23 protein-coding genes and 1 tRNA gene are annotated in these 24,535 nt (G+C 66.4%); 10 read left to right on the top strand and 14 right to left on the bottom strand.

Annotated features, from left to right (window positions below):
- Nucleotides 1–26: 26 nt before the first annotated feature.
- Nucleotides 27–488 (bottom strand): pyridoxamine 5'-phosphate oxidase family protein, encoded by a 462-nt coding sequence (locus NNX37_RS03215; RefSeq protein WP_255790822.1) that lies wholly within the window; start codon nucleotides 486–488, stop codon nucleotides 27–29.
- 87 nt (nucleotides 489–575) lie between these two features.
- Here NNX37_RS03215 and NNX37_RS03210 point away from each other — a divergent pair, with 87 nt between their 5' ends.
- Complete coding sequence (locus NNX37_RS03210) at nucleotides 576–1,040, top strand: YccF domain-containing protein (protein WP_255790821.1); 465 nt, start codon at nucleotides 576–578, stop codon at nucleotides 1,038–1,040.
- Between the two features lie 16 nt (nucleotides 1,041–1,056).
- Here the strand turns inward: NNX37_RS03210 and NNX37_RS03205 are convergent, their stop codons facing one another.
- Nucleotides 1,057–3,000, bottom strand: a complete 1,944-nt coding sequence (locus NNX37_RS03205; protein ID WP_255790820.1) for a penicillin-binding transpeptidase domain-containing protein — start codon at nucleotides 2,998–3,000, stop codon at nucleotides 1,057–1,059.
- A gap of 251 nt (nucleotides 3,001–3,251) precedes the next feature.
- On the opposite strand from NNX37_RS03205, the gene NNX37_RS03200 reads away from it, so the two are divergent.
- Both NNX37_RS03200 and clpB read left to right on the top strand, forming a co-directional pair.
- The gene (locus tag NNX37_RS03200; RefSeq protein ID WP_255790819.1) at nucleotides 3,252–3,848 is read left to right on the top strand and encodes an SRPBCC domain-containing protein; all 597 of its coding nucleotides are present in this window, start codon (nucleotides 3,252–3,254) and stop codon (nucleotides 3,846–3,848) included.
- 102 nt (nucleotides 3,849–3,950) lie between these two features.
- Complete coding sequence (gene clpB, locus NNX37_RS03195) at nucleotides 3,951–6,575, top strand: ATP-dependent chaperone ClpB (RefSeq protein ID WP_255790818.1); 2,625 nt, start codon at nucleotides 3,951–3,953, stop codon at nucleotides 6,573–6,575.
- A gap of 65 nt (nucleotides 6,576–6,640) precedes the next feature.
- Here clpB and NNX37_RS03190 read toward each other — a convergent pair whose 3' ends face one another.
- The gene (locus tag NNX37_RS03190; RefSeq protein ID WP_255790817.1) at nucleotides 6,641–7,969 is read right to left on the bottom strand and encodes a septum formation family protein; all 1,329 of its coding nucleotides are present in this window, start codon (nucleotides 7,967–7,969) and stop codon (nucleotides 6,641–6,643) included.
- A 277-nt stretch (nucleotides 7,970–8,246) separates the two neighbouring features.
- Between NNX37_RS03190 and NNX37_RS03185 the strand changes: the two genes are divergently transcribed.
- Nucleotides 8,247–8,480 (top strand): DUF3073 domain-containing protein, encoded by a 234-nt coding sequence (locus tag NNX37_RS03185; protein ID WP_227912583.1) that lies wholly within the window; start codon nucleotides 8,247–8,249, stop codon nucleotides 8,478–8,480.
- A gap of 155 nt (nucleotides 8,481–8,635) precedes the next feature.
- On the opposite strand, the gene purM is transcribed toward NNX37_RS03185, so the two are convergent.
- Genes purM through NNX37_RS03160 form a run of 5 tightly spaced genes read right to left on the bottom strand, consistent with a single transcriptional unit; the run spans nucleotide 8,636 to nucleotide 13,136 of the window.
- Complete coding sequence (purM, locus tag NNX37_RS03180) at nucleotides 8,636–9,754, bottom strand: phosphoribosylformylglycinamidine cyclo-ligase (RefSeq protein WP_255790816.1); 1,119 nt, start codon at nucleotides 9,752–9,754, stop codon at nucleotides 8,636–8,638.
- Entirely contained in the window at nucleotides 9,751–11,310 is a 1,560-nt protein-coding gene (gene purF, locus NNX37_RS03175) for an amidophosphoribosyltransferase (protein WP_255790815.1), read from the bottom strand. Before purF ends, purM begins: the two co-directional genes overlap by 4 nt.
- 50 nt (nucleotides 11,311–11,360) lie before the next feature.
- The gene (locus tag NNX37_RS03170) at nucleotides 11,361–11,681 is read right to left on the bottom strand and encodes a hypothetical protein (protein ID WP_255790814.1); all 321 of its coding nucleotides are present in this window, start codon (nucleotides 11,679–11,681) and stop codon (nucleotides 11,361–11,363) included.
- A gap of 59 nt (nucleotides 11,682–11,740) precedes the next feature.
- Nucleotides 11,741–12,127 (bottom strand): sterol carrier family protein, encoded by a 387-nt coding sequence (locus NNX37_RS03165; protein ID WP_255790813.1) that lies wholly within the window; start codon nucleotides 12,125–12,127, stop codon nucleotides 11,741–11,743.
- A 4-nt stretch (nucleotides 12,128–12,131) separates the two neighbouring features.
- Nucleotides 12,132–13,136 carry an asparaginase gene (locus NNX37_RS03160; protein ID WP_255790812.1) on the bottom strand — a complete coding sequence of 335 codons (1,005 nt, stop codon included), beginning with the start codon at nucleotides 13,134–13,136 and terminating at the stop codon, nucleotides 12,132–12,134.
- Between the two features lie 295 nt (nucleotides 13,137–13,431).
- On the opposite strand from NNX37_RS03160, the gene purD reads away from it, so the two are divergent.
- Together purD and NNX37_RS03150 are read left to right on the top strand one after the other, a co-directional pair.
- A complete protein-coding gene (gene purD / locus NNX37_RS03155) occupies nucleotides 13,432–14,772 on the top strand; it encodes a phosphoribosylamine--glycine ligase (protein ID WP_255790810.1) in 1,341 nt (446 codons plus the stop codon).
- On the top strand, nucleotides 14,769–15,677 hold the full coding sequence (locus tag NNX37_RS03150; protein ID WP_255790809.1) for a phosphoribosylaminoimidazolesuccinocarboxamide synthase: 909 nt from the start codon (nucleotides 14,769–14,771) through the stop codon (nucleotides 15,675–15,677). The genes purD and NNX37_RS03150 overlap by 4 nt, the downstream gene beginning before the upstream one ends.
- A gap of 71 nt (nucleotides 15,678–15,748) precedes the next feature.
- On the opposite strand, the gene NNX37_RS03145 is transcribed toward NNX37_RS03150, so the two are convergent.
- The 3 genes from NNX37_RS03145 to NNX37_RS03135 form a co-directional block, all read right to left on the bottom strand.
- Nucleotides 15,749–15,825 (bottom strand) — tRNA-Pro (locus NNX37_RS03145).
- Nucleotides 15,826–15,975: 150 nt separating this feature from the next.
- Nucleotides 15,976–16,932 (bottom strand): metallophosphoesterase, encoded by a 957-nt coding sequence (locus tag NNX37_RS03140; protein ID WP_255790808.1) that lies wholly within the window; start codon nucleotides 16,930–16,932, stop codon nucleotides 15,976–15,978.
- Nucleotides 16,932–19,295 carry a transglycosylase domain-containing protein gene (locus NNX37_RS03135; protein ID WP_255790807.1) on the bottom strand — a complete coding sequence of 788 codons (2,364 nt, stop codon included), beginning with the start codon at nucleotides 19,293–19,295 and terminating at the stop codon, nucleotides 16,932–16,934. Before NNX37_RS03135 ends, NNX37_RS03140 begins: the two co-directional genes overlap by 1 nt.
- Between NNX37_RS03135 and NNX37_RS03130 the strand changes: the two genes are divergently transcribed.
- From NNX37_RS03130 to NNX37_RS03120, 3 genes are read left to right on the top strand one after another with little or no spacing between them, the layout of a single operon-like run.
- Complete coding sequence (locus NNX37_RS03130; protein ID WP_407079910.1) at nucleotides 19,277–19,489, top strand: DUF4177 domain-containing protein; 213 nt, start codon at nucleotides 19,277–19,279, stop codon at nucleotides 19,487–19,489. The genes NNX37_RS03135 and NNX37_RS03130 overlap by 19 nt on opposite strands.
- The gene (locus tag NNX37_RS03125) at nucleotides 19,486–19,968 is read left to right on the top strand and encodes a RidA family protein (RefSeq protein WP_255790805.1); all 483 of its coding nucleotides are present in this window, start codon (nucleotides 19,486–19,488) and stop codon (nucleotides 19,966–19,968) included. The genes NNX37_RS03130 and NNX37_RS03125 overlap by 4 nt, the downstream gene beginning before the upstream one ends.
- On the top strand, nucleotides 19,961–20,872 hold the full coding sequence (locus tag NNX37_RS03120; RefSeq protein ID WP_255790804.1) for an NUDIX hydrolase: 912 nt from the start codon (nucleotides 19,961–19,963) through the stop codon (nucleotides 20,870–20,872). The genes NNX37_RS03125 and NNX37_RS03120 overlap by 8 nt, the downstream gene beginning before the upstream one ends.
- A gap of 115 nt (nucleotides 20,873–20,987) precedes the next feature.
- Here the strand turns inward: NNX37_RS03120 and NNX37_RS03115 are convergent, their stop codons facing one another.
- A complete protein-coding gene (locus NNX37_RS03115; RefSeq protein WP_146360700.1) occupies nucleotides 20,988–21,665 on the bottom strand; it encodes a Crp/Fnr family transcriptional regulator in 678 nt (225 codons plus the stop codon).
- A gap of 222 nt (nucleotides 21,666–21,887) precedes the next feature.
- On the opposite strand from NNX37_RS03115, the gene NNX37_RS03110 reads away from it, so the two are divergent.
- Entirely contained in the window at nucleotides 21,888–23,069 is a 1,182-nt protein-coding gene (locus NNX37_RS03110) for a MarP family serine protease (protein ID WP_255790803.1), read from the top strand.
- A 17-nt stretch (nucleotides 23,070–23,086) separates the two neighbouring features.
- Here the strand turns inward: NNX37_RS03110 and NNX37_RS03105 are convergent, their stop codons facing one another.
- Together NNX37_RS03105 and aroQ are read right to left on the bottom strand one after the other, a co-directional pair.
- Nucleotides 23,087–24,067, bottom strand: a complete 981-nt coding sequence (locus NNX37_RS03105; RefSeq protein WP_255790802.1) for a DUF2332 domain-containing protein — start codon at nucleotides 24,065–24,067, stop codon at nucleotides 23,087–23,089.
- A 2-nt stretch (nucleotides 24,068–24,069) separates the two neighbouring features.
- Nucleotides 24,070–24,531: a type II 3-dehydroquinate dehydratase gene (gene aroQ, locus NNX37_RS03100; RefSeq protein WP_255790801.1), complete on the bottom strand. Its 462-nt coding sequence runs from the start codon at nucleotides 24,529–24,531 to the stop codon at nucleotides 24,070–24,072.
- Between the last annotated feature and the right edge of the window lie 4 nt (nucleotides 24,532–24,535).

Below are 24,535 nucleotides of genomic sequence, written 5' to 3'. Positions count from 1 at the left end.
CTCTTTTTTGTGCTGTCGGTGGTGGCCTATTCGGTGTAAAGACCCATGCCGCGCAGCACATTCCGCCGTGCTGCGTTGGAGATGAGGAACCGGCGGCCGGCCGTCACCTCAGGTTCGATGCGGACAAACGCGTTCTTGGCGCCGGTCTGCCAGGGGAACAACGGGAGATCCTCCGAGTCCATGATCTCCGCGTAGTCCTCCAGCAGGGTGGCGCCGCCCTTCAGCACCACGCTCCAGGCGGATGAAAGGCTGTCGTCGTAACCGTCGATTTCGAAGGCAACCGGGTTGCCGGAGAGGGCGCCGGCCAGCTTGGTACCCGCCGCGGTCCGGAACACCACCGTGCCGTGATCCACGGCAAAATTGACCGGAAATATCTCGGGGTGCCCGTCGACCACCACGGCCAGCCGGGCGAACCGGGCCTGCCGGACGTATGCCCAGCACTGGCTGGAGGTCAGGTGGTCTGCTGTGGTCTCATCGCTGATCGGCATGGCGCCAGTCTAGGGCAGGAGCAGCCGGGCGGGTATGCAGGCATCGAAGCCGTGGCTTATCAGTGCCCGGTGGAGAACAATGGAGCCATGAAAGCGATCCTGAACGTCATCTGGCTTCTGTTCGGCGGCATCTGGCTAGCCCTTGGGTACGCGCTGGCAGGGGTTCTCTGCTGCCTGCTGATCGTCACGATCCCGTTCGGCATCGCGTCCTTCCGCATCGCCAACTATGCGCTCTGGCCGTTCGGGCGGACGGTGGTGGACCGGGGCGGCTTCACCGGACCCCTCAGCCTGCTGGGAAACATCATCTGGCTGCTGCTGGCCGGCATCTGGATCGCGGTCGGCCATATCCTCACGGCCATTCCCATGTTTGTGAGCATCGTCGGAATCCCGCTGGGCATTGCCAATCTGAAGATGCTGCCCATATCGCTGATGCCGCTGGGCAAGGTCATTGTCCCGACGGACACCTGGCAGGTCACCCCGTACGCCGGCAATGCCTACCGGCAGCCCGGTTACCAGGGGCGGGTGGCTCCGCAGCAGCAGTGGCCCTCCTGACCCGGGCCTGCACCGGCTAGCCCTGGGCACCCTCGAGGAAGGCCTTCATCAGCGGACCACCCGAGGTGGAACCCCGCTCGCCCTGCTCCACGAACACGGCAACTGCCAGGTCACCCTGGATCGCCAGAACCCACGCGTGGGTTTCCGGCGGAGTCTGGCTGCCGAATTCAGCGGTCCCGGTCTTCGCCAGCACGGGTTCCCCCGGCACATCGAGCAGCATCTGCACTCCGCCCTCGGCGACGACGGCGCGCATCATCTCCTGCAGGGCGGCCGCTTCCTCCTTGGTGAGGTTGCCGGGGGAGGGCGTCTTCGAATCCGGGCCGGGCGTCGTCGTCGGCGCGGCTTCCGGAGCTTCAGCGGCCTCCCGGACCAGTGTGGGTGAGATGCGTTCGCCCTTGCTGATCGAGGCGCCGGCAACAGCCATGGCCAGCGGAGACACCAGAACCTCGCCCTGTCCGATCAGCGAGGCCGCGTGAGCGGTGCCTTCGGCCTCGGCCGGGACGGAGCCCAGGAAGGCATCCGTGCCGATGGCAGCCTCGACTCCGATGCCCAGGTCAGCGGCGGCTTCCGACAGGCTTTGCTGCGAGACGGTGTCCCGGGCATTCAGGAAGGCCGTATTGCAAGAGTTCGCGAAGGCGGTGCGCAGCGGGATGCTGCCGGTGGCCGCGGCCGGGTAACCCGGCACGTTGGTGAACTTCCGGCCGTCAACGTTGAGTTCCGAAGGGCACTCGACCGTATTGCCCGGTGCGCTGCCGCTGCGGAACATGGCCAGGGCGGTGGCTGTCTTGAAGGTGGAGCCGGGCGGGTACTGGCCGAGGAGCGCGGTCTGCTGGCCCTCGCTGCCCGGGCCGTTGGCCACGGTCAGGATCTCGCCGGTGGAGGGTTGGATGGCCACGATGGCGGAGGCGGAGGGCTCCTGTTCCAGGACGCCCTCCGCCAGTAGCTGCAGTTTCGGGTCCAGTGTTGTCTGCAGGGATGTGCCGCTCTGCGGGTCGATGCTCGTCAGCACAATGCCGTTGGTTCCGGCATCGTTTTCGACGGTGACGGTGACTCCGGGTGCGCCCTGCAACTGTGGATCGTACTGTTTCTGGAGTCCGGCGAGTCCGGTCTGGTCGCCGGGGGACAGCCGGCCTTCGGATTCCTCGATGAGCTCGGCCGTGGCCTCGCCCACGGTGCCGAGGAGGGCGCGGGCGAACCCGCGGGTGGGAGCCAGGATTCGCTGGGCGGGGAGGGCCAGTCCTCCGGGGATGGCTTCGACTGCGGTGACGGTTGCCGGGCCCTCCGCCTCCTCGCGCTGGACAATCGCCTCGACAAAGGCTTCGGGTCCGGCTGCCTGGACCCGGGCAGTGTATTCGGCGGGATCCAGCCCGGTCAGGCTGGCCATTGCCGCTGCCGAAGAGGCCAGCTGCTCCTCGGCGAGGTCCGGCTTGTTGATGCCGATGCGCAGCACCGGCTTCGAACTCATCAACGGCATTCCGTTGCGGTCCAGGATATCCGCGCGTACGCCGGAGGTTGTTGTGCGGACCAGCCGGTCGCCGTCGACCAGGGAGCTGACCAGAACGGACGGAGCCCACTCGACGAGCCACTGATCGTCCTCGCCGCGGCGCATCTGGGCAGTGCTCTCGTAGGACCAGTCCGGCTGGGAATCACTGTTCACATCCCAGTCGTAGGCCAGGCGGGCAGTGGCGGCGTCCTCGTCCTCGGAGTCCTCATCGATGCCGGCCACTGTGACGGAAGGACGGAGCGGCCCCATGTCTGCGAGCAGCTCCGCCAACTCGGTGTTCACCTGATCGGGTGAGCCCGCGGTGAAGGCCGATGCCGAAACGTCCAGCTGGCTCAGGCCCTTCGCGAGGGCGGCGGCAGCATCATCCGGAGAAGGTTTATCCGCCGAGCAGGACACCAGGGTCAGGGCCAGGGCGGCAACGGCAAGGACGGAAACGGACGTACGGTTTTTCCCCATCCGCACAGGCTACCGCCTTGACGGCTTCGGACACGTGGAATGCACCTCCCTGCGGTGCGCAGGCCGTTGCGCGGCCCCGCTTGCCGACCCTGTGCACGGCCTGGTTTCCCTGCTACGGTTTGGGAAACGGCCAGGAAATGGCGCTTGACTACAACTCGCTTCCCCCGGCATCCTGCCGACGGCCGGAACGGTCGCCTTGGCCGCTGGAGGACCGGATCGGTTGCCGGTTGTTCTACGGCAGGAGTGGGCAAATGTCCGATCTGGACATGATTCTTGAGAAAACGGTGCGGTCCTACGGCCGCCGGCAAATCCAGGCGGGCCACGCGCTGATGATTGTGATGGCCCGGGATATTCCCTTTCCTATCGGAGACGTTTGGTCTGCCGTCGCGGACCCGGAGCGCCTTGGCCAATGGGTGGCGCTGCCGGAAGGGGATCTGCGGCGCGGCGGGAACTACAGCCTCCCGGATGGATCCCACGGGGCGATTCTGCGCTGCGACGGTCCCCGGCTCCTAACCGTGTCCTGGGCCCGGGAAGGATACACAACGGCCGAAGTGGAGTTCCACCTGACCGGGGAGGACGGATACACCCGCTTCGAGCTGCGCTACGCCTCGGTCCGGAAAGGGTTTGCCGTATCGGCCGCCCCGGGCGCCGGCCTGTGGACCGGCGGCGCCGGGTGGGAGTACTTCCTCGATGTCCTGGAGGAATACCTGGCGGGCAGCATCCCCGAAGAGCCGCCCGGCATCCGGTTCGAAATCGAGTCCGGCGGGGAGCTGGCGCAGCTCTTCGAAGCGCGCAACGAACGGTGGCGCAGAACCGCTGACGACTTCGATCAGGAGCACACTCCCTAGGACACCCGATCCCGCGGAGACAACTTTACTTCAAAAGTTGAGCTGACTAGACTCAACTTTGTTTACTGAAGCATTCTTCGCTGAGGTCTTTGAGGAGTTCCCGTGGACACTAAATTCACGAACAAGAGCCAGGAAGCGCTTTCGGCTGCGGCCATGAACGCCAACACCGCGGGGAATCCGCAGATCGAACCGGCACACCTGCTGAAGGCGTTGATGGACCAGCGGCAGGGTGTCGCCGTCGCACTCCTCAAGGCAGCCGGCATCAACGTGGATACCGTCAGTGCAGCCGCCAGCACTGCCATCCACCAGCTGCCCTCTTCCTCGGGTTCCTCGGTGGCGCAGCCGCAGTTTTCCCGTCCGCTGCTGCAGGTCATCAACGCGGCGCAGCAGGAAGCGGAGAAGCTGGGGGATGCCTTTGTGTCCACGGAGCACCTCCTGCTCGGGTTGTCCCTCGACAACGGGCCGGCAGGAAAAGCGCTGCGGGACAACAACGCCGGGCATGACGCCCTCAGCGCAGTGCTTCCATCAGTACGAGGAGACCGTAAAGTGACAAATGCTGATCCGGAGAACACCTTCCAGGCGCTGGAGAAATTCAGCACGGACCTGACGGAAATGGCCCGCTCGGGCAAGCTGGACCCGGTCATCGGCCGGGACGCGGAAATCCGCCGCGTCATCCAGGTACTCAGCCGCCGTACTAAGAACAACCCCGTGCTTATCGGCGAGCCCGGCGTGGGTAAGACCGCCGTTGTCGAGGGACTCGCCCAGCGCATTGTTGCGGGGGATGTGCCGGAAAGCCTCAACGGCAAGACCCTGCTGTCCCTGGACCTCGGGTCCATGGTGGCCGGAGCCAAATACCGCGGCGAATTTGAAGAGCGATTCAAGGCAGTCCTGGAGGAAATCTCCAGCGCCGAAGGGCAGATCGTCACCTTCATCGACGAGCTGCACACCGTCGTGGGCGCCGGCGCAGCCGAAGGATCCATGGACGCCGGCAACATGCTCAAACCCATGCTGGCACGCGGGGAACTCCGGCTGATCGGCGCCACCACCCTGGACGAGTACCGCCAAAACATCGAGAAGGACGCCGCACTGGAGCGGCGCTTCCAGCAGGTGTACGTGGGCGAACCCAGCGTCCCGGACACCATCGGCATCCTGCGCGGCCTGAAGGAGCGCTACGAGGCGCATCACAAGGTCGCCATCGCCGACTCGGCACTCGTGGCCGCCGCCACGCTGTCCAACCGCTACATCACCGGACGCCAGCTCCCGGACAAGGCGATTGACCTGGTCGATGAGGCCGCGTCCAGGCTGCGGATGGAGATCGATTCCGCCCCCGAAGAGATTGACGAGCTCCGGCGTGCCGTGGACCGGCTCACCATGGAGGAACTCGCACTGGCCAACGAATCGGACGAGGCCTCGATCGAGCGGCTGGCCGCGCTGCGCGAGGACATGGCCAATAAGAAGGAACAGCTGGCCGCCCTCAACGCCCGCTGGGAAGCCGAGAAAGCAGGACTCAACCGGGTCGGCGACCTCAAGGCCAAGATTGACGAGCTGCGCAGCGAGGCGGAGAAATTCCAGCGCAACGGCGACCTCACCGAGGCCTCCCGCATCCTGTACGGCGAAATCCCTGCCCTGCAGAAGGAACTGGAGGCAGCCCAGCAGGCCGAGGAGAGCAACTTCGGCGAAGAAACCCAGGAACTGATGGTCTCCGAGGAAGTCACCGCGGACGACATTGCGGAAGTGGTCTCTGCCTGGACCGGCATCCCCTCCGGCCGCATGCTGCAGGGCGAATCCCAGAAACTGCTGGACATGGAAGAAGCCATCGGATCGCGCCTGATCGGTCAGAGCAAGGCCGTAGCCGCGGTGTCCGACGCGGTCCGCCGCTCGCGTGCCGGCGTCAGCGATCCTGACCGCCCCACCGGTTCCTTCCTGTTCCTGGGGCCCACCGGCGTCGGCAAGACCGAGCTGGCGAAGGCCCTGGCGGACTTCCTCTTCGACGACGAGCGGGCCATGGTCCGCATCGATATGAGCGAGTACTCCGAGAAGCACGCGGTCTCCCGCCTGGTCGGTGCTCCTCCCGGATACGTCGGATATGAAGAGGGCGGCCAGCTGACCGAAGCGGTACGCCGCCGCCCCTATTCGGTGATCCTGCTCGATGAAGTGGAAAAGGCGCACCCGGATGTCTTCGACATCCTGCTTCAGGTGCTCGACGACGGCCGGCTGACCGACGGCCAGGGCCGGACCGTGGATTTCCGGAACGTCATCCTGATCCTGACGTCCAACCTTGGTTCCCAGTTCCTGGTGGACCCGGGACTCACTGAGGAACAGAAGCACGAATCGGTGATGTCCATGGTCAACGCGAACTTCAAGCCGGAGTTCCTCAACCGGCTCGACGACGTGATCCTGTTTGATCCGCTGAGCCTGGAGGATCTGACCCGGATCGTGGACATTCAGGTGCGGGCCCTGGCCAACCGGCTGCATGAGCGCCGGCTGGTGCTGGACGTGACCGATGCGGCGCGGGAATGGCTGGGACTGACCGGCTATGATCCGGCGTACGGTGCGCGGCCGCTGCGCCGCCTGGTGCAGCGGGAGATCGGCGACCAGCTGGCCCGCGGCATCCTGGCCGGAAAGATCAGCGACGGTGACACCGTGCTGGTGGACCGGACCGCAGACGGTCTGGACGGCGACGGGCTGGTGGCCGAGCCAGGCCTGACAGTGGCAGCGGTCGCCTAGGCCCGGACGTCAAAAGGCGCGCGGCGGATGATGTCCGCCGCGCGCCTTTGTGTGGTCGACTGCGCTTACTCCTGTACCAGCGACTCAGTGAGCTCCTGGTCCTCGGGGGCAAAGACAAAGCAGTCGACCCGGCGGTCCCCGCTGGCCCACGTCTGTTCCGTCGGAATGGACTTGGTGAGTGTCAGGTCCGGGAGGTCGGCGGCGGCGTCGGTGTAGTCCACCGCGGCGCAGACCTCATTGACCTGCTCCTCCAGGGCCTCGGTGCCGGGGAAGTCCGCGTCCTCGGGCAGGCTTTCGGTGGCGACCAGCTGTGCATTGTGCGGTGTGTCGCAGGTAACGACCGTAGCGCTGGAGTTCACGTCATCCCAGTCCTGCAGGCACGCTCCGGATTCCAGCTCCAACGGGCTGACGTCCTCCGAAATGACGCCCTCTTCCTTGCCGTTGAAGACAAACACGAAGAGCAGGATGGCAATGACGGCGGCCAGTACAACGCCGCCGAGCACCAGCAGGAGCCGGGTGTTGCGCCCGCTTTTGCGGCCGCCGGCTGCGGGGGCTGCTGCTGTAGCGCCGGGGGCGGCGTTGTCCGTGCCTATGCCGGGCCGGGAGGCTGCCGATGCTCCGGCTGTACGCCGGCTTTCCGCCAGCCGGCGGGACCGGCGCGTTTCGCCGGTGGGCACGGCGGCCGTGGCGGCCTCCGGCTCCCGGGGAACGTCGGTGTCGGCAGGGGGTGCGGCAGGGGCATCCGTCATGGGGGCTGCGGCGTCGATGCCGTGCAGGGGGTGCGGTTCTGCGTCCTGAGTAGGCGGTTCCTTCTCCGCATCGGGGGCCGGTGCCGGGGTCGGGCCCGTGTCCGGGCCGGCGTCCGCGGGCTCCCGGGGCTCTGCCAGGGCTTCCGGGGCGTGCGGCTGCCCGCCGTCCTGAGTCACCCGGATTTCGGCACCGGCAGGCGCGGGCTCGAGTCCGGAAAGGCGTCCGGCTTCGGCTGCGTCGGCCTCCGCCGCAGCGGTTTCCGAGGCGATCTGGTCGAGTGCTGCCGCTTCCACGGCTTCGTCGCTCAGTGCCGGCTCAGCCAGGGACGGCTCCTCCAGTTTGAGGTCCTCGGGGGCGACCACCGCCGGCTCGGCCGGCAGATCGGAGGCTGCGGCCGGGTCCCCGCCCGGTACGGCTCCGGGGTCTGTGTCCACAGCGGAGTCCGCGTCGCCGGCCGAGGGGGCGGCGGCGCCGCCCGCAATGCCGTCGAAGCTGCGTTCCCAGACGCCCGTATCGTGGCTTCCGTCCGCGGTGAGCCATGCGGGAGAGTCCGAATGGGCGCTCAGATCGGGGAAGGCACCCGGCGTACCTTCCTTCTCCGGTGGCGGAGAAGCCGCTCCCGGTGTATTTTTCTGATCGCTCATGGTGAACGTTTGTCCTCCCTGTAGGCGGTGCCGTGAAGCACTCCAAGACTGTCTCTACCCCTGACTTTAGCCAATATCGAGGTGCGGGAGTGGTGAACGCCATGCCGGAGGCGGTGCACATCTGTGCCTGCCGCCGGCCCTGCTGCGGCGGAAGGGGCACAAGGCAGCGGGAAAACATGTAACCTGTACTTACGACAAATTGACCAAATATTCCGGGGGCCTCGTTCATCTGCCCGAACGACTAACCACCGGATCGACGCAAAAAGGGGGTCACGCCATGGGGCGCGGCCGTCAAAAGGCAAAGGCAACCAAGCAGGCCCGGGAAATGAAGTACTTCACCCCGGCCACGGACTACTCGGCGCTCCAGCGTGAGCTTTCAGGACCGACGAGTCGTCCATCCAGTCGATATCCCGAGGAGCCGGCTGAGCCCGACTACTCGGCGTACGAAGATAAGTACGCGGATCAATTTGGCGACGATGACGATGATGAGGGCAACCGCCGCGCAGGGTAGCGGTACGTTCCTCAAAGACGTTGGCCAATTGCCATCCTTTCAGCGGATCACCTTAGGGTGGATCCGCTGAACGGCGTTAAGACAGGTTTCTTCCACGCCAAAGGCCCCGGACCGGGTACACGGTCCGGGGCCTTTACTGTGGAAGGGCAGCGGGATTATGCGTAAGCCCCGACCAGCCGTACTGCGCCGCCGTCAACGCCCTTGGCGCCCTGCACAAAATCGGAGTCGCTGCCGGCAGGCGTTTCGGCCTCGCCGACGCCGCCCATGACCCAGGCAGGGACGCCGCGGGCAGCGAGGCGTTCCAGGGCGGCGTCGGCGCTCCCGGCATCGACAATCGCCACCATCCCGACACCGAGGTTCAGGGTGCGTTCCAGATTCGGCTGCGGCACATTGCCCAGTTCGGCGATCAGCTTGAACACGGGAGGGAGCTCCCAGGTGGAGCGGTCCACGGTGGCCTGCAGCCCCTTGGGCAGCACCCGTGCCAGGTTCGCAGCCAGACCGCCGCCGGTCACATGGCTGAAGCCGTGCACCCCGGCCGCATCGTGGCGGGCAAGGTCCAGGCAGTCCGCGGCGTACACGCGGGTGGGTTCGAGCAACTCCTCACCCAGCGTGCGCCCCAGCTCGGACACCTGGCGCTCGAGCTGCCAGCCGGCATGGTTGATCACGCGGCGGACCAGGGAGTAGCCGTTGGAATGGATACCGGAGGACGCCATGCCGATCACAACGTCGCCGCTGCGGACGCGGTCCGGGCCGAGGAGTCGGTCCGCCTCCACCACGCCGGTGGCGGCACCTGCGACGTCGTACTCGTGCTCACCAAGCAGGCCGGGATGTTCCGCCGTTTCCCCGCCCACCAGTGCCGTGCCGGCTACCTCGCAGGCCGCCGCGATGCCGCGCACGATGTCGGCGATGCGTTCCGGCACCACCTTGCCGCAGGCAATGTAGTCGGTCATGAACAGTGGCTCGGCGCCGACCACCACAATGTCATCGACCACCATGCCCACCAGGTCGAATCCGATGGTGTCGTGGATGTCCATGGCCTGTGCGATGGCTACCTTGGTGCCGACGCCGTCCGTGGAGGTCGCCAGCAGCGGTTTGCGGTACGCGAGCAGCCGGGATGCGTCGTAAAGCCCGGCAAAACCGCCCACGCCGCCCAGCACCGATGAATTATGGGTGGCCTTCACCGCTGCCTTCATCAACTCAACGGCTTTGTCGCCGGCTTCGACATCCACACCGGCCGAGGCGTAGGTAATGGAGGTGGCGGGGGCGGCGTTCATATGGCCTCTTTCTTTTCGGCGGCGTTGAGCAGGTTCTCGTATTCACTGTCCGGGCCCGGATCGCAGCCGGTGGCTCCGGCGTCCTCCGCGGGATTGGCAGGCTCCAGCAGGTTCTTCCCCAGCCGGTCCGCGGTCGGCAGCTCGATCGGATAGACACCGGTGAAGCATGCGGTGCACAGCCGCTCCCGGGGCTGCCGGGTGGCGTCGATCATTCCGTCTTCGGAAATGTACGCCAGGCTGTCCGCGCCGATGGATGCCCGGATTTCCTCCACCGCGGCGCCGTTGGCGATCAGCTCTGCACGTGAGGCAAAGTCGATGCCGTAGAAGCACGGCCATTTGACCGGGGGCGAGGAGATCTTGACGTGCACCTCGACGGCGCCGGCCTCGTGCAGCATCCGAACGATGGCCCGCTGTGTATTGCCACGCACAATCGAGTCATCCACCACCACCACCCGCTTGCCGCGGATCACGGATTCAAGGGCGTTCAGCTTCAGTTTGATGCCGAGCTGGCGGAGGGTCTGGCTGGGCTGGATGAAAGTCCGCCCCACGTAGGAGTTCTTGACGAACCCGTGGGCGAAGGGAATCCCGGATTCCTCGGCATAACCCACCGCAGCCGGGGTGCCGGATTCCGGGACTGGAATGACAATGTCCGCGTCCACTGCGTGTTCCCGGGCCAGCTGGCGGCCCATCTCGACGCGGGATTCGTACACGGACCGGCCGGCGATGGTTGCATCGGGGCGGGCGAGGTACACGTACTCGAACACGCAGCCCGCCGGCGTAGGCTCGCCGAAGGTGCGGCTGCGGACCCCTGATTCGTCGATGGCGATGAATTCGCCCGGCTTGATCTCACGGATGAAACTGGCGCCGACCGTCGCGAGGGCGGACCCTTCGGAGGCAACCACCCAGCCCCGTTCCAGACGTCCGAGCACCAGTGGGCGGACGCCGTAGGTGTCCCGCGCGGCGTAGAGGGTTCCCTCGTCCATAAACACAAAGGAAAACGCGCCGCGCAGCTTGGGCAGCAATTCCATGGCCGTGTCCTCCAGCGACCGTCCGTCGCTGCCGTTGAGCAGCGCCGTCACCAGCGCGGTATCGGAGGTGTTGCCCTGGGCAATTTCGCCGGTGCGGGGACGGCCCTCACGCTCCAGGATCAGTTCATACAGTTCGGCGGAATTGGTCAGGTTGCCGTTGTGGGCCAGGGCCACGGTACCGCTGGCGGTGGCCCCGAGGGTGGGCTGGGCATTGGCCCAGTGCGACGCACCCGTGGTCGAATACCGGCAGTGCCCGACGGCGATGTGCCCCAAAAGGGTGTTGAGCGTGGTCTCATCGAAAACCTGGGACACCAGCCCCATGTCCTTGTACACACTGATGCGCCGGCCGTCGCTGGCGGCGATGCCGGCGGATTCCTGTCCGCGGTGCTGTAAAGCGTAAAGCCCGTAATAGGTAAGCTTCGCTACCTCTTCGCCGGGGGCCCAGACTCCGAAGACACCGCAGGCGTCCTGCGGTCCTTTCTCTCCGGGCATCAGATCATGGGAAAGCTGTCCGTCTCCGCGTGCCATGTGTGCATTCTCTCACGTGCCTGCGCCGGAAAGGGCTCCGTGCGCAACCGTTACGAGTAAGGCTGTTCCCGGCTCTCCGGTTCTGCGGGGTCAACGCTTTCCACCATGGACCGGCGGGCCTTGCGGACGCTGATCCAATCCAGGGCGAGGGCAGTCAGGGCTCCCAGCAGCAGACCCGGCAGCGCGAACATCATGGTGAAGAAACCAAGGGTGGCCTCGCGGGTGAAGCTGGGGTTCTCGGCGCCGCCGTAGGCGACAAAGAGGGCAGCAATGAACCCGGCGACCACGCCCAGTGCCAGGAAGGGGACGAAGCGGGGGGCGCGGCGGACCGTAATCTCGCGGCGTTCAGGGCTGTGCTGCTCGGAAACCATGCTTCGATTCTACCGGTCGGGCGGTCTCCTGCGGCGCGGTCGGAGAACCGGAGGACAGGCTAAGAACCCGGACCAGCTCCCTGGGAACGGGTATGGAAGAGCGGCAGTACGTCCGACAGGTCGGCGCGCAGGCCCGAGGCTGCCACCTTCCCGGCGGCGACGGCGTCTGCCCAGGACTGCCGGCCCGTGACCAGCGCCAGCCAGGTGGCGCCGTCGGTCTCGATGACGTTCGGGGGAGTGCCGCGCGTGTGCCGCGGCCCGGCCACGCACTGGGTGACCCCGAACGGCGGCACCCGGACCTCCACGCTGTTGCCGGGGGCGCGTTCGGCAAGTTCCTCCAACGCGTAGCGCACCGCCATGGCGGTGGTGCCGCGGTCCGCTGCTCCGGCTGCTGCTGCCTGCAGGGCTGCCCGGCCGTCCTCGCCCGTGATCCGGCGCCGTGCCATGGTCCTAGCCCAGCAGCGCCGTGACCGGCGCGCCCAGCCGCAGGCTTCCCACCGGCTGGCCGCCGCCGAGCACCGGCTGCATGATCTTGTCCAGTACCTTTTCCACCGCCAGCGGATCGACGGCGCCGCTGGCTGCCAGCAGGGTCAGTCCCACCAGGGAAGCGGCACGGGTGTTTCCGTCGAGCATCTTCAGGGCCACCGACACGCCCGTGTCGGTGCCCAGCACCAGGACGCCTTCGGCGCCGTTCTTGGCGATGATTCCGAGATCTTCCATAACGATCGAGTTCTCACGGCCGTGGCCGTGGACGGCCCACGGGTAATCCAGCATGGCAGTGGCGACGGTTGCCGCGCGGGCATTGCCGTGCTTGCCGGACGGCGCCTTGGCCAGGCGGCCGATGCCCCGGGCCAGGCCGGTCAGCGAGACCGCGGCCAGCGGCGCGCCGCAGCCGTCCACTGCCCAGTGCTGCACGGTCTCACCGGTGAACTCTTCGATGACCTCGGCGATGCGGCGCTGCAGCGGATGCTGGGGATCCAGGTAGGTGGCGTGGTCCCAGTTGTTCTCGGTGCAGGCCCAGAGGAAGGCTGCGTGCTTGCCGGAGCAATTGAACGCAATCCGCTGCGGGCCCTTGCCCTCGCGGATCAGTTCGTTGCGTGCCTCGGTGTCCTGCGGCCAGTCTTCGGGGCACTGCAGGTGGCCCTCGGTGACGCCGGCGGCGGCAAGCATGCCGCGGACGACATCGGTGTGTTCACGGGAGCCGACGTGGCTCGCGGCGGCAAGTGCCACCTGCGGCCCGCGAAGCGGCACCCCGGACTGCATGGCTGCAATGGCCTGGAAGGGTTTGAGGGTTGAGCGCGGGAAAACGGGTGTGGTGATGTCACCGAGTTCCGTGACCACGGTACCGTCGCCGGCCATCACGACGGCGGAGCCGATGTGGCGGGATTCAATAAAACCGTTGCGCTCGAGCACGGCCAGTTCAACAGCGTCGGACGCGGTAAAAGTTGCGTTCATGTTCTTCAGTCTAAGGGGGAGCGGGGGGCGAACCGGCGATGACGGCCCCGGCACCGCCGTCGATCTCGCTGCCCCCCGCTGCTCCGCAGCCTGCGCTGCCCGCTGCAGCGCCCGCAGTTCCACTATCACGGCACGCTCCGGCTACCTGCAATGGGACATCGGGATACCGGCGGCGGACGAGTGTAAATAGGGTAGGCCGGGCGGAACACCTGCACCGGGCCCCGGCACGGGCCGCCGGTGTCATGTTGGGCGAGTGCTTTCAGGAGGTCCATCCCAGCAAGTACCCTGATCTACTGTGAAGGTTCTAGTAGTAGGCCCCGGCGGCCGCGAACATGCCCTTGTCCAAGCGCTTCTGGCCGACCCCTACGTCCGCGAGGTCCACGCGGCCCCCGGAAACGCAGGTATTGCCCGGATGGTCCCGGTGCACCCGGTGGATGCCACCGATCCCTCCGCAGTCACGGATCTGGCCCGCTCCCTCGGATCCGACCTGGTGGTCATCGGCCCGGAGGCACCGCTGGCAGCAGGTGTGGCGGACACGCTGCGGGAGGCCGGGTTCGCCGTCTTCGGACCGTCGAAGGCCGCCGCCCAGCTCGAAGCTTCCAAAGCCTTTGCCAAGCAGGTCATGGCGGCTGCCAACGTCCCTACGGCGATGGCCCGCCTGGCCGGCACCGTCGAGGAAGCCTCCGACGCGCTGGACACCTTCGGCACGCCGTACGTGGTCAAGGACGACGGGCTGGCCGCGGGCAAGGGCGTGGTGGTCACCTCGGACCGGGAGGAAGCGCTGGAACACGCGCGGGCCTGCATTGAGGCAGGCGGCAGCGTGGTGATCGAGGAATTCCTGGACGGGCCGGAAGTCTCGCTCTTCGTCCTTTCCGACGGACGGCACGTGGTGCCGTTGGCTCCGGCCCAGGACTTCAAACGGATTTTCAACGACGACGCCGGCCCCAACACGGGCGGCATGGGAGCCTACTCGCCAGTGGACTGGGCGCCCGCCGGTCTGGTGGAGGACGTGGTGAGCCGGGTCGCGCAGCCGACCATCGATGAAATGGCCTCCCGCGGGACTCCCTTCGTGGGGGTGCTCTACTGCGGGCTCGCTTTGACCGCGCGCGGGGTGCGGGTCATCGAGTTCAATGCCCGCTTCGGTGATCCGGAAACGCAGGCGGTGCTGGCCCGGCTGAAAACTCCGCTCGGCGGCCTGCTGATGGCGGCGGCCAAGGGCGGGCTGGATGCCATGGAACAGCTCAAATGGGACCCGCGGCCCGCCGTCGCCGTGGTGGTGGCCGCAGAAAACTATCCGGGCACCCCGCGGACGGGTGACCGGGTGCGGGGGCTGAAGAAAGCCGGACGGCTGGAGGGTGTGCACGTGCTGCACGCCGGGACCAGGCTCAGGAAGGACAAGGTGCGCAGCGCCGGCGGGCGGGTGCTCTCCGTCGTCGCTCTCGGTTCCGACCTGGCCGAAGCGAGGGACCGTGCCTACGCCGGCGTCGATCTGATCCGGTTGGAGGGATCGCAGCACCGCACGGATATTGCGCTGAAGGCCGCCCGCGGTGAAGTGCGGGTTCCGGACGGCAGCGCGGGACAGGCGGGCAACCCGGTGCCGGAGACCGCCGCAGTCCGCGAAGGGAAACCCGCATGAGCCGGACGGACGGTACGGTCTCCGCTCCGGAGCTGCCCGGCTGGCAGCACGTGTATTCGGGCAAAGTCCGGGACCTGTACGTGCCGGAGGGCGGGAACGACGCCGACCGCGTGCTCGTGGTGGCCAGCGACCGGATCAGCGCGTATGACCATGTTCTAGCCAGCACCATCCCGGACAAGGGCCGGATCCTCACCCAGCTCAGCCTCTGGTGGTTCGACCAGCTGCCGGAGATCCCCAACCATGTGATCTCGGCGGCGGAGGGCGTTCCGGAAGCGGTGGCGGGCCGGGCAATGATCTGCCGGAAGCTGGAAATGTTTCCGATTGAGTGCATTGCCCGCGGCTACCTCACCGGTTCCGGCCTGGCCGAGTACGCGGTGTCCCGTACGGTCTGCGGGCTGCCGCTGCCAGACGGGCTGGTGGACGGCTCGCGGCTTGAACCGGCCGTTTTCACCCCCTCGGCCAAGGCGGAGCAGGGGAAACATGACGAGAACATCACCTACGAAGCAACCGAGAAGACGGTCGGAGCAGAAACGGCTGAACAGCTGCGTTCGCTGACTCTGCAGATTTATACCCGGGCCGAGGCAGTTGCACGGGACCGCGGCATCATCCTTGCCGACACCAAGGTGGAGTTCGGCAAAGACCCTGCCACCGGCGCGGTCACGCTGGGGGACGAGGTGCTGACGCCGGATTCGTCCCGTTTCTGGGACACTGCCCTGTATGCGCCCGGCAAGGCGCAGCCGTCCTTCGACAAACAGTACGTCCGGGACTGGCTTACGTCGCCTGCCTCGGGCTGGGACCGGCACTCGGGGGCAGTGCCGCCCGCGCTGCCCGCCGACGTCGTCGAACGGACTCGGGAGCGGTATGTGGAGGCCTATGAGCGGCTCACAGGGGAGCAGTTCGTCTAGCCCCCGCCCGGCGCAGCTTCCGTTACTTAACGCAAAAGGACCCGGTCAGATTTCTCTGACCGGGTCCTTGCTGGTCGGGGTGACAGGATTTGAACCTGCGACCTCGTCGTCCCGAACGACGCGCGCTACCAAGCTGCGCCACACCCCGTAACCACTGCTTTGTCGAAGTGTTTGATGACCTCGCGAAGCAACTTTACAAGGATACTAGACAAATCCCGATTCCGCGAAACGGGCCTCCCGGAACGTGTCGCCGGCGCCCTCCGCCGCGTATTTCAGCGCCCGGTATTTCGGGTTTCCGTCAGGAGTCGCGTGCCGTCAGCGTCAGCAGGACCGCCTCGGGACGGCACGCGAAACGCACCGGAGCGTAGCGCGACGTGCCGATGCCGGCGGAAACGTTCAGCGGCACCCGCCGCCCCGCATGGGCCCAGGAGGTCAGCCCCCGGGCCTGCCAGGTGGGCAGGTCGCAGTTGCTGACGAGGGCGCCGTAGCCCGGCACGCAGACCTGGCCACCGTGGGTGTGCCCGGCGAGAATGATCTCCGCACCGCCCCCGGTGAACTGGTTGAGCACGCGCTGGTAGGGAGCATGGGCCACGCCGATCCTGACTTCGGGTGCGGAGCCGTCCGCCCCGGCGGTGTCCGGTTCCGATGAGGGATCGGCAAAGCCCTGATACCGGTCCAGCCCCAGATGCGGATCATCCACGCCGGAGAAGTTCAGCCGCAGACCGGAAAGGTCCATCACGCTGGCGGTGTTGGTCAGATCCTGCCAGCCGGCGTCCGCGAAGGCTCCGAAGAGTTCACCCGAGGGCAGCTTTTCCGGTTCGCTCCGGTGCTTGGACGGGCCGGTGAAATACGTGAATGGATTCTTCAGCACCGGCGCGTAGTAATCATTGGAGCCCGGAACGAAGACGCCGGGGAAGCGCATCACCGGCTTCAGGGCCTCAAGTACGGCAGGCACGGCCTGCGGGTGGCTGAGGTTGTCACCAGTATTCACCACGAGGTCCGGTTCCAGCTCCGCCAGATCCTGGAGCCAGCGGACCTTCCGGTCCTGGCCGGGGACAAAGTGAATGTCAGACAGGTGCAGGACCCGCAGGGGAGCGCTTCCGGCGGGAAGAACCCGGACGGTCTCTTCCCGGACGCCGAACAGGTTCCGTTCAATCAGGCAGCCGTACGCCAGCGCTGCAGCACCGGTTCCGGCTATGCCGCCGGCCAGCCATGCTGCCTTGCGCCCTGCGGATGCAAGGGGGGAATCAACCATTAGTCGTTTCCGCCTTCGCCGCCGCCTTCGCCGCCGCCGCCTTCGCCGCCGCCGCCTTCGCCGCCGCCTTCGCCGCCGCCTTCGCCGCCGCCTTCGCCGCCGCCTTCACCTTCGCCGCCGCCGCCGCCGCCTTCACCGCCGTTGTCGCCGGCCGGGGGCTTCTGTTCCGCGGCCGGAGCGGCCGGCGGGGAAGCCGGCGGGGGGACGGGCGTGCTGGCGCGCGGGGGAGGTGTGCTGCCGCCGACCATGCTGGCCGGCGGGTTGGGGAACGGAGCAGCCTCGTACTGGCCCGCAATGCGCTGGATGAAGTTCTTCCAGGACGGGCCGGCAATCAGCGAGCCGTCGATCTCCGGGTAGATCCGTCCGCCGATCAGCTTGTCCGACATGGTGGTGTTGTTGGCTTTCCAGTTGCCGATCCAGGAGGCCGTGACCATTCCGGTGCTGTAACCCATAAACCAGGTCTGCGACCGGGTGTCATTGGTACCGGTCTTACCGGCGGTCGGAACCCCGACCTGCAGGTTGATGCCCGAGCCGTTGGTCATCACCCGCTGGGTGGCCATATTCACGCCCTGGGCAACTTCCTTACGCATAACCTGCTCGCAGGACTGGGCTGGCACCGCGTACTCGGTGCCGTCTGCACCGGTGACGGATTCAAGGGCAATGGGATCGCACTTGAGGCCGTCGGCCGCGAAGGTGGCGAAGCCGGTGGCCATGGACATCGGCGAAGCGTCACCGCCGCCGCCGAAGGTCGACGGCGGATTAACCTCGAGCATCTCCTCTTCGCCGGTACTGCCCTTGCCGTTGTGTACACCGGCCGCGAAGGCCATTTGCTGGAACTTGCACAGGTCCAGCTCCCGGGCTTCGGCCAGCGTGATGGTGTTCAGGGAGTTGGCCAGGCCGTCCAGAACGGTGGTGTTCCTGTAGTTCGTGTCGCCGTAGTTGATCGGGGTCCACTCAGTGGTGCTTACATAAGCGCCGCCAAAGCAGCTTGCGTTCCAACGGGTGCCTACCGGGTAGGTCCGTTTGGCACCGTTCAAGGTGGTGTTCAAGGTCTTGCCCGCATCCAGCCAGGCCGCGACCGTGAACGGCTTGTAGGTGGACCCCGGCTGGAAACCGCCCAGCCCGTTCAGGGGTTTGTTCGGATCGCCGTTCTGGAACGAATCCACGTTGAAGTTCTGGACCGAGTTGCCATCCGCCAGCTCCGGTGTGTACCGGGTGTTCTGGGCCATGGTCAGGATCTTGCCGGTCCCGGGTTCCAGGCTGACCATCGCGTGGCCGATCTCGGCATCCGTGGTGTCCGGATTTGCGGTCTCGTTGACCGCAGTCTGGGCGGCCTGCTGGAACGTAGGGTTCAGCGTGGTCTTGATGGTCAGGCCGCCGCGCCTGAGCAGCTTGTCCCGGTCTTCCTCGGTGGCGCCGAAGCTCTCGTCATTGAGCACCAGGCGGGTGACGTAATCACAGAAATAGGGTGCCTGCGCGGCACCGACGCAGTTGCTGGACACCGGCGTGACCTGCAGCTCGATCCCGGTGACCACCGCGGCGTCGTGCTCTTCCTGGGTGATGCGTCCGGTCTCGAGCATCCGCTGAAGGACCAGGTTCCGGCGCTCCAGTGAGCGTTCCGGGTTCAACTCCGGGCTGAAGTAGGTGGTGCCGTTAACAACGCCCGCCAGCAGTGCGGACTGGGCGATGTTCAGGTCCTTGGCATCAACGTTGTAGAAATAGCGTGCGGCAGCCTGCACGCCGTAGGTGGTGCCGCTAAAGGGGACGATATTGAAATAGCCCTCAAGGATTTCGTCCTTGCTCAGCTCCTTTTCGACGGCAATGGCAAGCTTCATTTCCCGCAGCTTGTCACCGTAATCCTTGTCACCGCTGAAAACGACTTCCTCGTCGTTCTGCCGGTTGGTGTCAATGATGACGTTGTTCACGTACTGCTGCGTGATGGTGGAGGCGCCGCGTGTGTTGTCGCTGGTCGCGTTGGAGACCAAGGCACTGACGATGCCCTGCAGGTCCACGCCGCCGTGCTCGTAGTAACGGTCGTCCTCGATGGCAAGGATGGCGTCCACCATATGGGGGGAGACCTGGTCGAGAGTCACCGGCTGGCGGTTCTCGTCATACACCGTGGCAATCAGTGAACCGTCGTTGGCCAGGATTTTTGAGGGCGTAGCCAACGCCCCGCGCTCCAGTTCCGATGGAAGCTGGTCGAAGAACTGGATGGATCCGGAGGCAGCGGTGCCGGCCGCTGCGGCCACCGGGACCAGAAGTCCCGCCGCAAGAACCCCGCAAAGAGCACTGATGCCGAAGAACGCGACGAGCTTTCCGAGAGTGGTCGCCGTGTCAAAGAACGGTGAGTTGCGTGCTGCCATGCGAGACAGTCTACAAGCACGTTAGGCTTTCCCTTATGACCAAATGGGAATACTTCATAACGCCTCTTCCACTGCACACACCCGGGCAAGTCCTCAATATGCACGGGGCCGAAGGATGGGAACTGGTGCAGATCGCCGCAGCCCCGAACGGAACCGGTTCCGTCGCCTACATGAAACGCGAAAAAAGCTCATGACCGGGACCGTCGGTGCAGTATCGGCCGTTGAGATCCGGCTACGGGAACTGGGGCTAAGCCTTCCCGCGGTCGCATCTCCGGTGGCTGTCTATGTTCCGGCGGTCATCACCGGAAACCTCGTTCACACGTCCGGCCAGCTGCCGTTCGTGGACGGGGTCCTTCCGGGCACGGGCAAGGTGGGTGCAGAGGTGGGTGCAGAAGAAGCGGCGTCCTACGCAGCAATCTGTGCCATTAATGCACTGGCCGCCGTGAAAGCCCAGATCGGTGACCTTGACCGCATCAGCAAGGTGGTGAAGGTGGTGGGCTACGTCGCCTCCGACCCCGCCTTTACCGGCCAGCCCGGCGTCATTAACGGGGCTTCGGAACTCCTGGGCAAGATCTTCGGCAACGCGGGAAGCCACGCACGCTCCGCCGTCGGCGTTGCCGTCCTGCCGTTGGACGCGCCCGTTGAAATAGAAATGATCGTTGAATTTGCCTAACTCGACAGTCCGGCTGTTTCCGGTCGCCCCCTCCCAGCGGGTGGCGGCCCAAAGCTGGTTCGAACGTGCCGAGCGGACGCCCCGCAAACCGCGGCTGGCGTCCTCCGTTGTCCTGCTGCGGGATTCCCCGCGCGGCACGGAAACCTACCTTTCCTACCGGCGGGGCGAATCGCCCCTGGGCAAGGTGGCTTTCCCGGGCGGCAGCATCGAGGAGAACGACGACGCCGCGGTCACCTGGTACGGGCCGGCTCCGGCCGCCTGGGCGAAGTCCCTGGGCACCGGTGATGCCCGCCTGGCCCGCCGGCACGTCGTCGCGGCAATCCGCGAGCTGTTCGAGGAAACCGGCATCCTGCTCGCGGGACCCGATGAATCAACGCTGCTCGAAGGCAACCGGGGCCCGGAATGGATGGCTGCACGGACCGCGGTGGCAACACAGGAAGCTTCCTTCCTGGAGCTGCTCGGACGGCGCGGCCTCGGTCTGAGGACGGATCTGCTGCGCCCGCTGTTCAACTGGCACAGTGCGGATTTTGCGCTGCGGCGCTTCGATACCCATTACTTCGCAGCGGTGCAGCCGTTGGGTCAGGACGCCACGCTGCTGGCGGGCAAGGGAGTCTGGGCGGAGTGGAAACCGGCCGCGGAAGTCATCGCCGCACGGGAGAGCACGACGCTGGGCGACGAAATCGGCCAGCCGGACACCTCCGGACTGACCCTGGGCGAGCTGGCGGTTCCCGCCGTCGAACTGACACTGGAAAAGCTGGCTTCGGCCCGCGGCTGCATCGCCTATCTCTCCAGCCGCCGGCCGGCTGCTGTGTACCGGCCCGAATTGGTGGAAATCGACGGCGAGCCCTGCGTCGCAGTACGTACGGGCAGCGGCGCCGAAGGGTCGTCGCAGCACGGACGCTAGTGCGTGCCGATTCCGGCCCTTCTGCACGTTTGTGCACGGAAGCATACAGAAACATACAAAGAAAGGCGGAGCCGGTCCTGCAGGGCCGGCGCCGCCTTTCTAGGTATTTCGTGCGTTAGCGGGAACGCTGGCGCAGCCGCTGGACGTCGAGAATCACAACGGCACGGGCTTCCAGGCGCAGCCAGCCGCGCTGGACGAATTCAGCCAGGGCCTTGTTCACCGTCTCGCGGGAGGCACCAACCAGCTGGGCCAGTTCCTCCTGCGTCAGCTCATGTGCGACCAGGATGCCGTCGGTCGCCGGACGGCCGAAACGGTCGGCCAGGTCCAGCAGTGCCTTGGCAACGCGGCCTGGAACGTCGGAGAACACGAGGTCCGCCAGGGACTCGTTCGTGCGGCGAAGCCGGCGGGCCAGGGCCTGCAGCAGCTGGACGGAAACCTCGGGACGGGTTTCAATCAGAGCGCGCAGGTTCTCGTGCCGCAGGCCGGCAAGGCGGGTTTCCGAAACGGCGGTGGCCGTGGCGTTGCGGGGAGACGGATCAAAAAGGGCCATCTCGCCGAACAGTTCACCCGGACCGAGGATCGCCAGCAGGTTTTCGCGGCCGTCCGGGGCGGAGCGGCCCAGCTTGATCTTGCCGGAGACAATGAAATAGAGCTGGTCGCCCTGATCGCCCTCGCGGAAGACGGAGGCACCGCGTGAGAGGTCGACCTCAGTGAGCTCTTCGGTCAGGGCGGCGAAAACGTCGTCTCCCAGAGAGGCGAACAACGGCGCGCGGCGCAGTACCTCGATATCCATGAAATCTCCTGTAAATAGTGGTCTCTACCTATTATCTTGCCGTACGTCACCCCCTAGTGATACCTGAAGCACGTTTGTTCACCGATCGGTTCGAAAAAGAGGGCAGGACCACAGCCGGAGAGCCAATCCTGGTAACGGCTTGTGCAGGTTGTCCGGATAAACTCGCAACTGCAGCGGCCTTCCACCGCCATGCCGCCCCGATTTACATGCTTGGAGCTCTTTGTGCTCGGACTGACACTTCTGGACATCATCCTGCTCCTTGTCCTGCTCTTCTACCTGGTTGCCGGCCTGCGCAACGGGCTGGTGGTCACCCTCGGCGGGATCGTCGGTTTCGTTGCCGGCGCGGTGGCCGCCTTTTTCGCGATTCCGCTGGTTGCCGGCTGGGTGCCGGACAACGGGTGGCGCCTGACGGTGGTGATCGCCACGGCGGTCATCCTCGTGCTGGTGGGCCACGCCGCCGGCGCGGCGCTGGGCGGAATGATCCGCCGGTGGCTGAACTTCCCGCCGCTGCGGTTCCTGGACCGCCTGCTCGGCGGTGCTGCCAACCTTGTGGTGGCGGCCCTGGTGATGGCCATGCTGGCCTTCAGTGTGACGACGCTGGGAGTACCGTTCCTGTCCCAGCAGATCGCCGCCTCCAAGGTGCTCACCAGCATTGATGAAGCCACACCCGAGCAGGTGAAGACCTGGAGCGCGCAGATCCGTTCCTTTACCGTTTCGGAGGGCCTGCCGACCATCCTGGACAGCGCCGCGCCGCAGACCGCCGTCCCGCCCAGCGCGGAGGTGGACTCCGAGGCGCTGCGGACCGCATCGGCGTCGGTACTCAAGATCACGGGCACGGCTTACCAGTGCGGACAGAACCAGACGGGCTCGGGCGTTGTCGTGGCGGATGACCGCGTGGTCACCAATGCCCACGTGGTGGCCGGCGTGAATGAACCCGTGGTGGAGGTGCCGGACGGCAGTGTGCTGCCCGGCCGGGTGGTCCACTTCGATTCATCACGGGATCTCGCCGTCCTCGCCGTTGAAGGGCTCGACGCCGATCCCCTTCCACTGGGGGAGCCGCTGGCAGCCGGAACCACCGCAGCCTTCGCAGGGTATCCGGCCGGCGGTCCGTTCCGGCTGCAGGCCGCCAATGTCGAAGGCCTTTCCAACGTGGCCGTCCGGGACATTTACGGAGCCTCGCCCGAGGTGCTGGAGGTCTATACCCTGGCCGCGAATGTGCAGCAGGGTAACTCCGGCGGCCCGCTGCTGGATATGGACGGACGTCTGGCCGGTGTCATTTTCGCCAAGACCACCAGCGACCAGCCCATCGGCTACGCCCTCTCACTGGCCGAGGTGGGGCCCGTGGTGAACGCCGCCTCCGGCTACACCGACCCGGTCTCAGCCGGGCAGTGCACCAGTAAGTAAGACGCAGTAGTAACCCGCTAGAGCCAGTGCAGGGACTGCCCGTGCGGGCCGGTCCGGGCCACGGCCGTGCCGTTGTGGTGCAGGACGAACAATCCCGGATCCGCATCGCCTGCCGGCGCCGCCAGCCCTGGAACTACCGAGCCGCCCTCGTTGGAGATCCAGTGCACCGGCCGTCCGGGGACGTCCAGGCGGCTGAGCATGGTGTCCCGGAAGATTCCCCGGTCCGCTGCCGGAAGGTAGGCCAGGACGGCGGTGTGGAACACAACGACGGCTGCCTCGGCCGGGGCTGTCTCGATCAGCCCGGCGATCTCCGCATTGAGGTCGCCTGTGATGATCCGGGCGGGGGAGTTCGCGGCGGCACCTGCCGCTGCCTGCAGCAGGGCCCGGCGGTCCTCCATGCCGGGCCAGATCAGGGCATCAAGCCAGGCCAGGTCCTCGGGGTCGGCCGGGTTCAGCGGAGAGAGGTCCACCCCGGCCCGGTGGATGATCTCCGGACAGGACCGCGGCAGCGGCGGATTGCCGGTGGTTGTGCACTCCAAAACCAGATCCGGGCGGCCTGGATCGTTGAGGACGCCGCCGTCGTCGTACCGGTAGCCGTAGCGGTCAGGGTATAGACACAGCCCGGCTGAGGCTCCGACTTCGATCAGGGCCAGCGGGCGCTCCTCCGTCCGGGCGATTTCCGCCAGCAGCGGCAGGAGCACGGCGCAGCGGCGGGGCTCGTTGGTCTGCGTGCTGCGATGCAGGATGACCGGGCGGATGTCTTCCCAATGCTCCTGTAGAAAGGACCGGAACTGCGGATAGGGCCCGGCGTCCGCGCCGCGGCTGCGTGCCGCCGCCAGCACCAGGTTGGGCGGGCGCTTGTTCTCCGGCAGCCCGTCGATCAGTTCCAGCACCGCGGCGTCCGTGCTGATGCCACGGCTCCACTGCTCATACACATCGGACGATCCGCGGGCCTCGACCCCCGCGAACCGTTCATAGCGCCGGGCCGTGGACGCCATGGCTAGCTCCCGGACGGTTCAGCAGACTCAATCAGGTAGTCCACGGCCATCCGGTAGCCGCTGATTCCGGCCCCGCAGATCACCGCCTGCGCCACCGAGGAGACGAAGGAGTGGTGGCGGAACTCCTCCCGCCGGTGGATGTTGCTCAGATGCACCTCGACCACCGGAAGTTCCACGCCGGACAGCGCGTCCGGGATGGCCACCGAAGTGTGGCTGTAGGCGCCGGGGTTGATGACGATGCCGTCCGCGGTGCCGCGCGCCGCGTGGATGGCATCGATCAGGTCGCCTTCGTGGTTGGACTGCACGCAGTCCACGGTCCAGCCGCGGGCGGAGGCCGCGGCCATAGCCACAGCCTCCACATCGGCCAGGGTGGAACTTCCATAAATCGCCGGTTCGCGGGTTCCCAGCAGGTTGAGGTTGGGGCCGTTGAGGACCAGAAGGCTGCGGGTGCTGGCTGTAGTCATGGCT

The sequence above is a fragment of the Arthrobacter zhaoxinii genome, from assembly GCF_024385505.1.
GTDB classification, from domain to species: Bacteria; Actinomycetota; Actinomycetes; order Actinomycetales; family Micrococcaceae; genus Arthrobacter_B; species Arthrobacter_B zhaoxinii.
The sequence above is the reverse complement of the archived record's forward strand: the minus strand, read 5'-3'. Positions and strand labels throughout refer to the sequence as shown.

Coding starts and splice junctions, on each gene's coding strand:
- NNX37_RS03200 (WP_255790819.1), top strand. CDS start 3,252: ATGTCCGATCTGGACATGATTCTTGAGAAAACGGTGCGGTCCTACGGC.
- NNX37_RS03135 (WP_255790807.1), bottom strand. CDS start 19,295: ATGGCAGCACGCAACTCACCGTTCTTTGACACGGCGACCACTCTCGGA.
- NNX37_RS03205 (WP_255790820.1), bottom strand. CDS start 3,000: ATGGGGAAAAACCGTACGTCCGTTTCCGTCCTTGCCGTTGCCGCCCTG.
- aroQ (WP_255790801.1), bottom strand. CDS start 24,531: ATGACTACAGCCAGCACCCGCAGCCTTCTGGTCCTCAACGGCCCCAAC.
- NNX37_RS03190 (WP_255790817.1), bottom strand. CDS start 7,969: ATGAGCGATCAGAAAAATACACCGGGAGCGGCTTCTCCGCCACCGGAG.
- NNX37_RS03105 (WP_255790802.1), bottom strand. CDS start 24,067: ATGGCGTCCACGGCCCGGCGCTATGAACGGTTCGCGGGGGTCGAGGCC.
- NNX37_RS03115 (WP_146360700.1), bottom strand. CDS start 21,665: ATGGATATCGAGGTACTGCGCCGCGCGCCGTTGTTCGCCTCTCTGGGA.
- purF (WP_255790815.1), bottom strand. CDS start 11,310: ATGGCACGCGGAGACGGACAGCTTTCCCATGATCTGATGCCCGGAGAG.
- NNX37_RS03140 (WP_255790808.1), bottom strand. CDS start 16,932: ATGGTTGATTCCCCCCTTGCATCCGCAGGGCGCAAGGCAGCATGGCTG.
- NNX37_RS03170 (WP_255790814.1), bottom strand. CDS start 11,681: ATGGTTTCCGAGCAGCACAGCCCTGAACGCCGCGAGATTACGGTCCGC.
- NNX37_RS03165 (WP_255790813.1), bottom strand. CDS start 12,127: ATGGCACGGCGCCGGATCACGGGCGAGGACGGCCGGGCAGCCCTGCAG.
- purM (WP_255790816.1), bottom strand. CDS start 9,754: ATGAACGCCGCCCCCGCCACCTCCATTACCTACGCCTCGGCCGGTGTG.
- NNX37_RS03215 (WP_255790822.1), bottom strand. CDS start 488: ATGCCGATCAGCGATGAGACCACAGCAGACCACCTGACCTCCAGCCAG.
- NNX37_RS03150 (WP_255790809.1), top strand. CDS start 14,769: ATGAGCCGGACGGACGGTACGGTCTCCGCTCCGGAGCTGCCCGGCTGG.
- NNX37_RS03185 (WP_227912583.1), top strand. CDS start 8,247: ATGGGGCGCGGCCGTCAAAAGGCAAAGGCAACCAAGCAGGCCCGGGAA.
- NNX37_RS03210 (WP_255790821.1), top strand. CDS start 576: ATGAAAGCGATCCTGAACGTCATCTGGCTTCTGTTCGGCGGCATCTGG.
- NNX37_RS03125 (WP_255790805.1), top strand. CDS start 19,486: ATGACCGGGACCGTCGGTGCAGTATCGGCCGTTGAGATCCGGCTACGG.
- NNX37_RS03160 (WP_255790812.1), bottom strand. CDS start 13,136: ATGAACGCAACTTTTACCGCGTCCGACGCTGTTGAACTGGCCGTGCTC.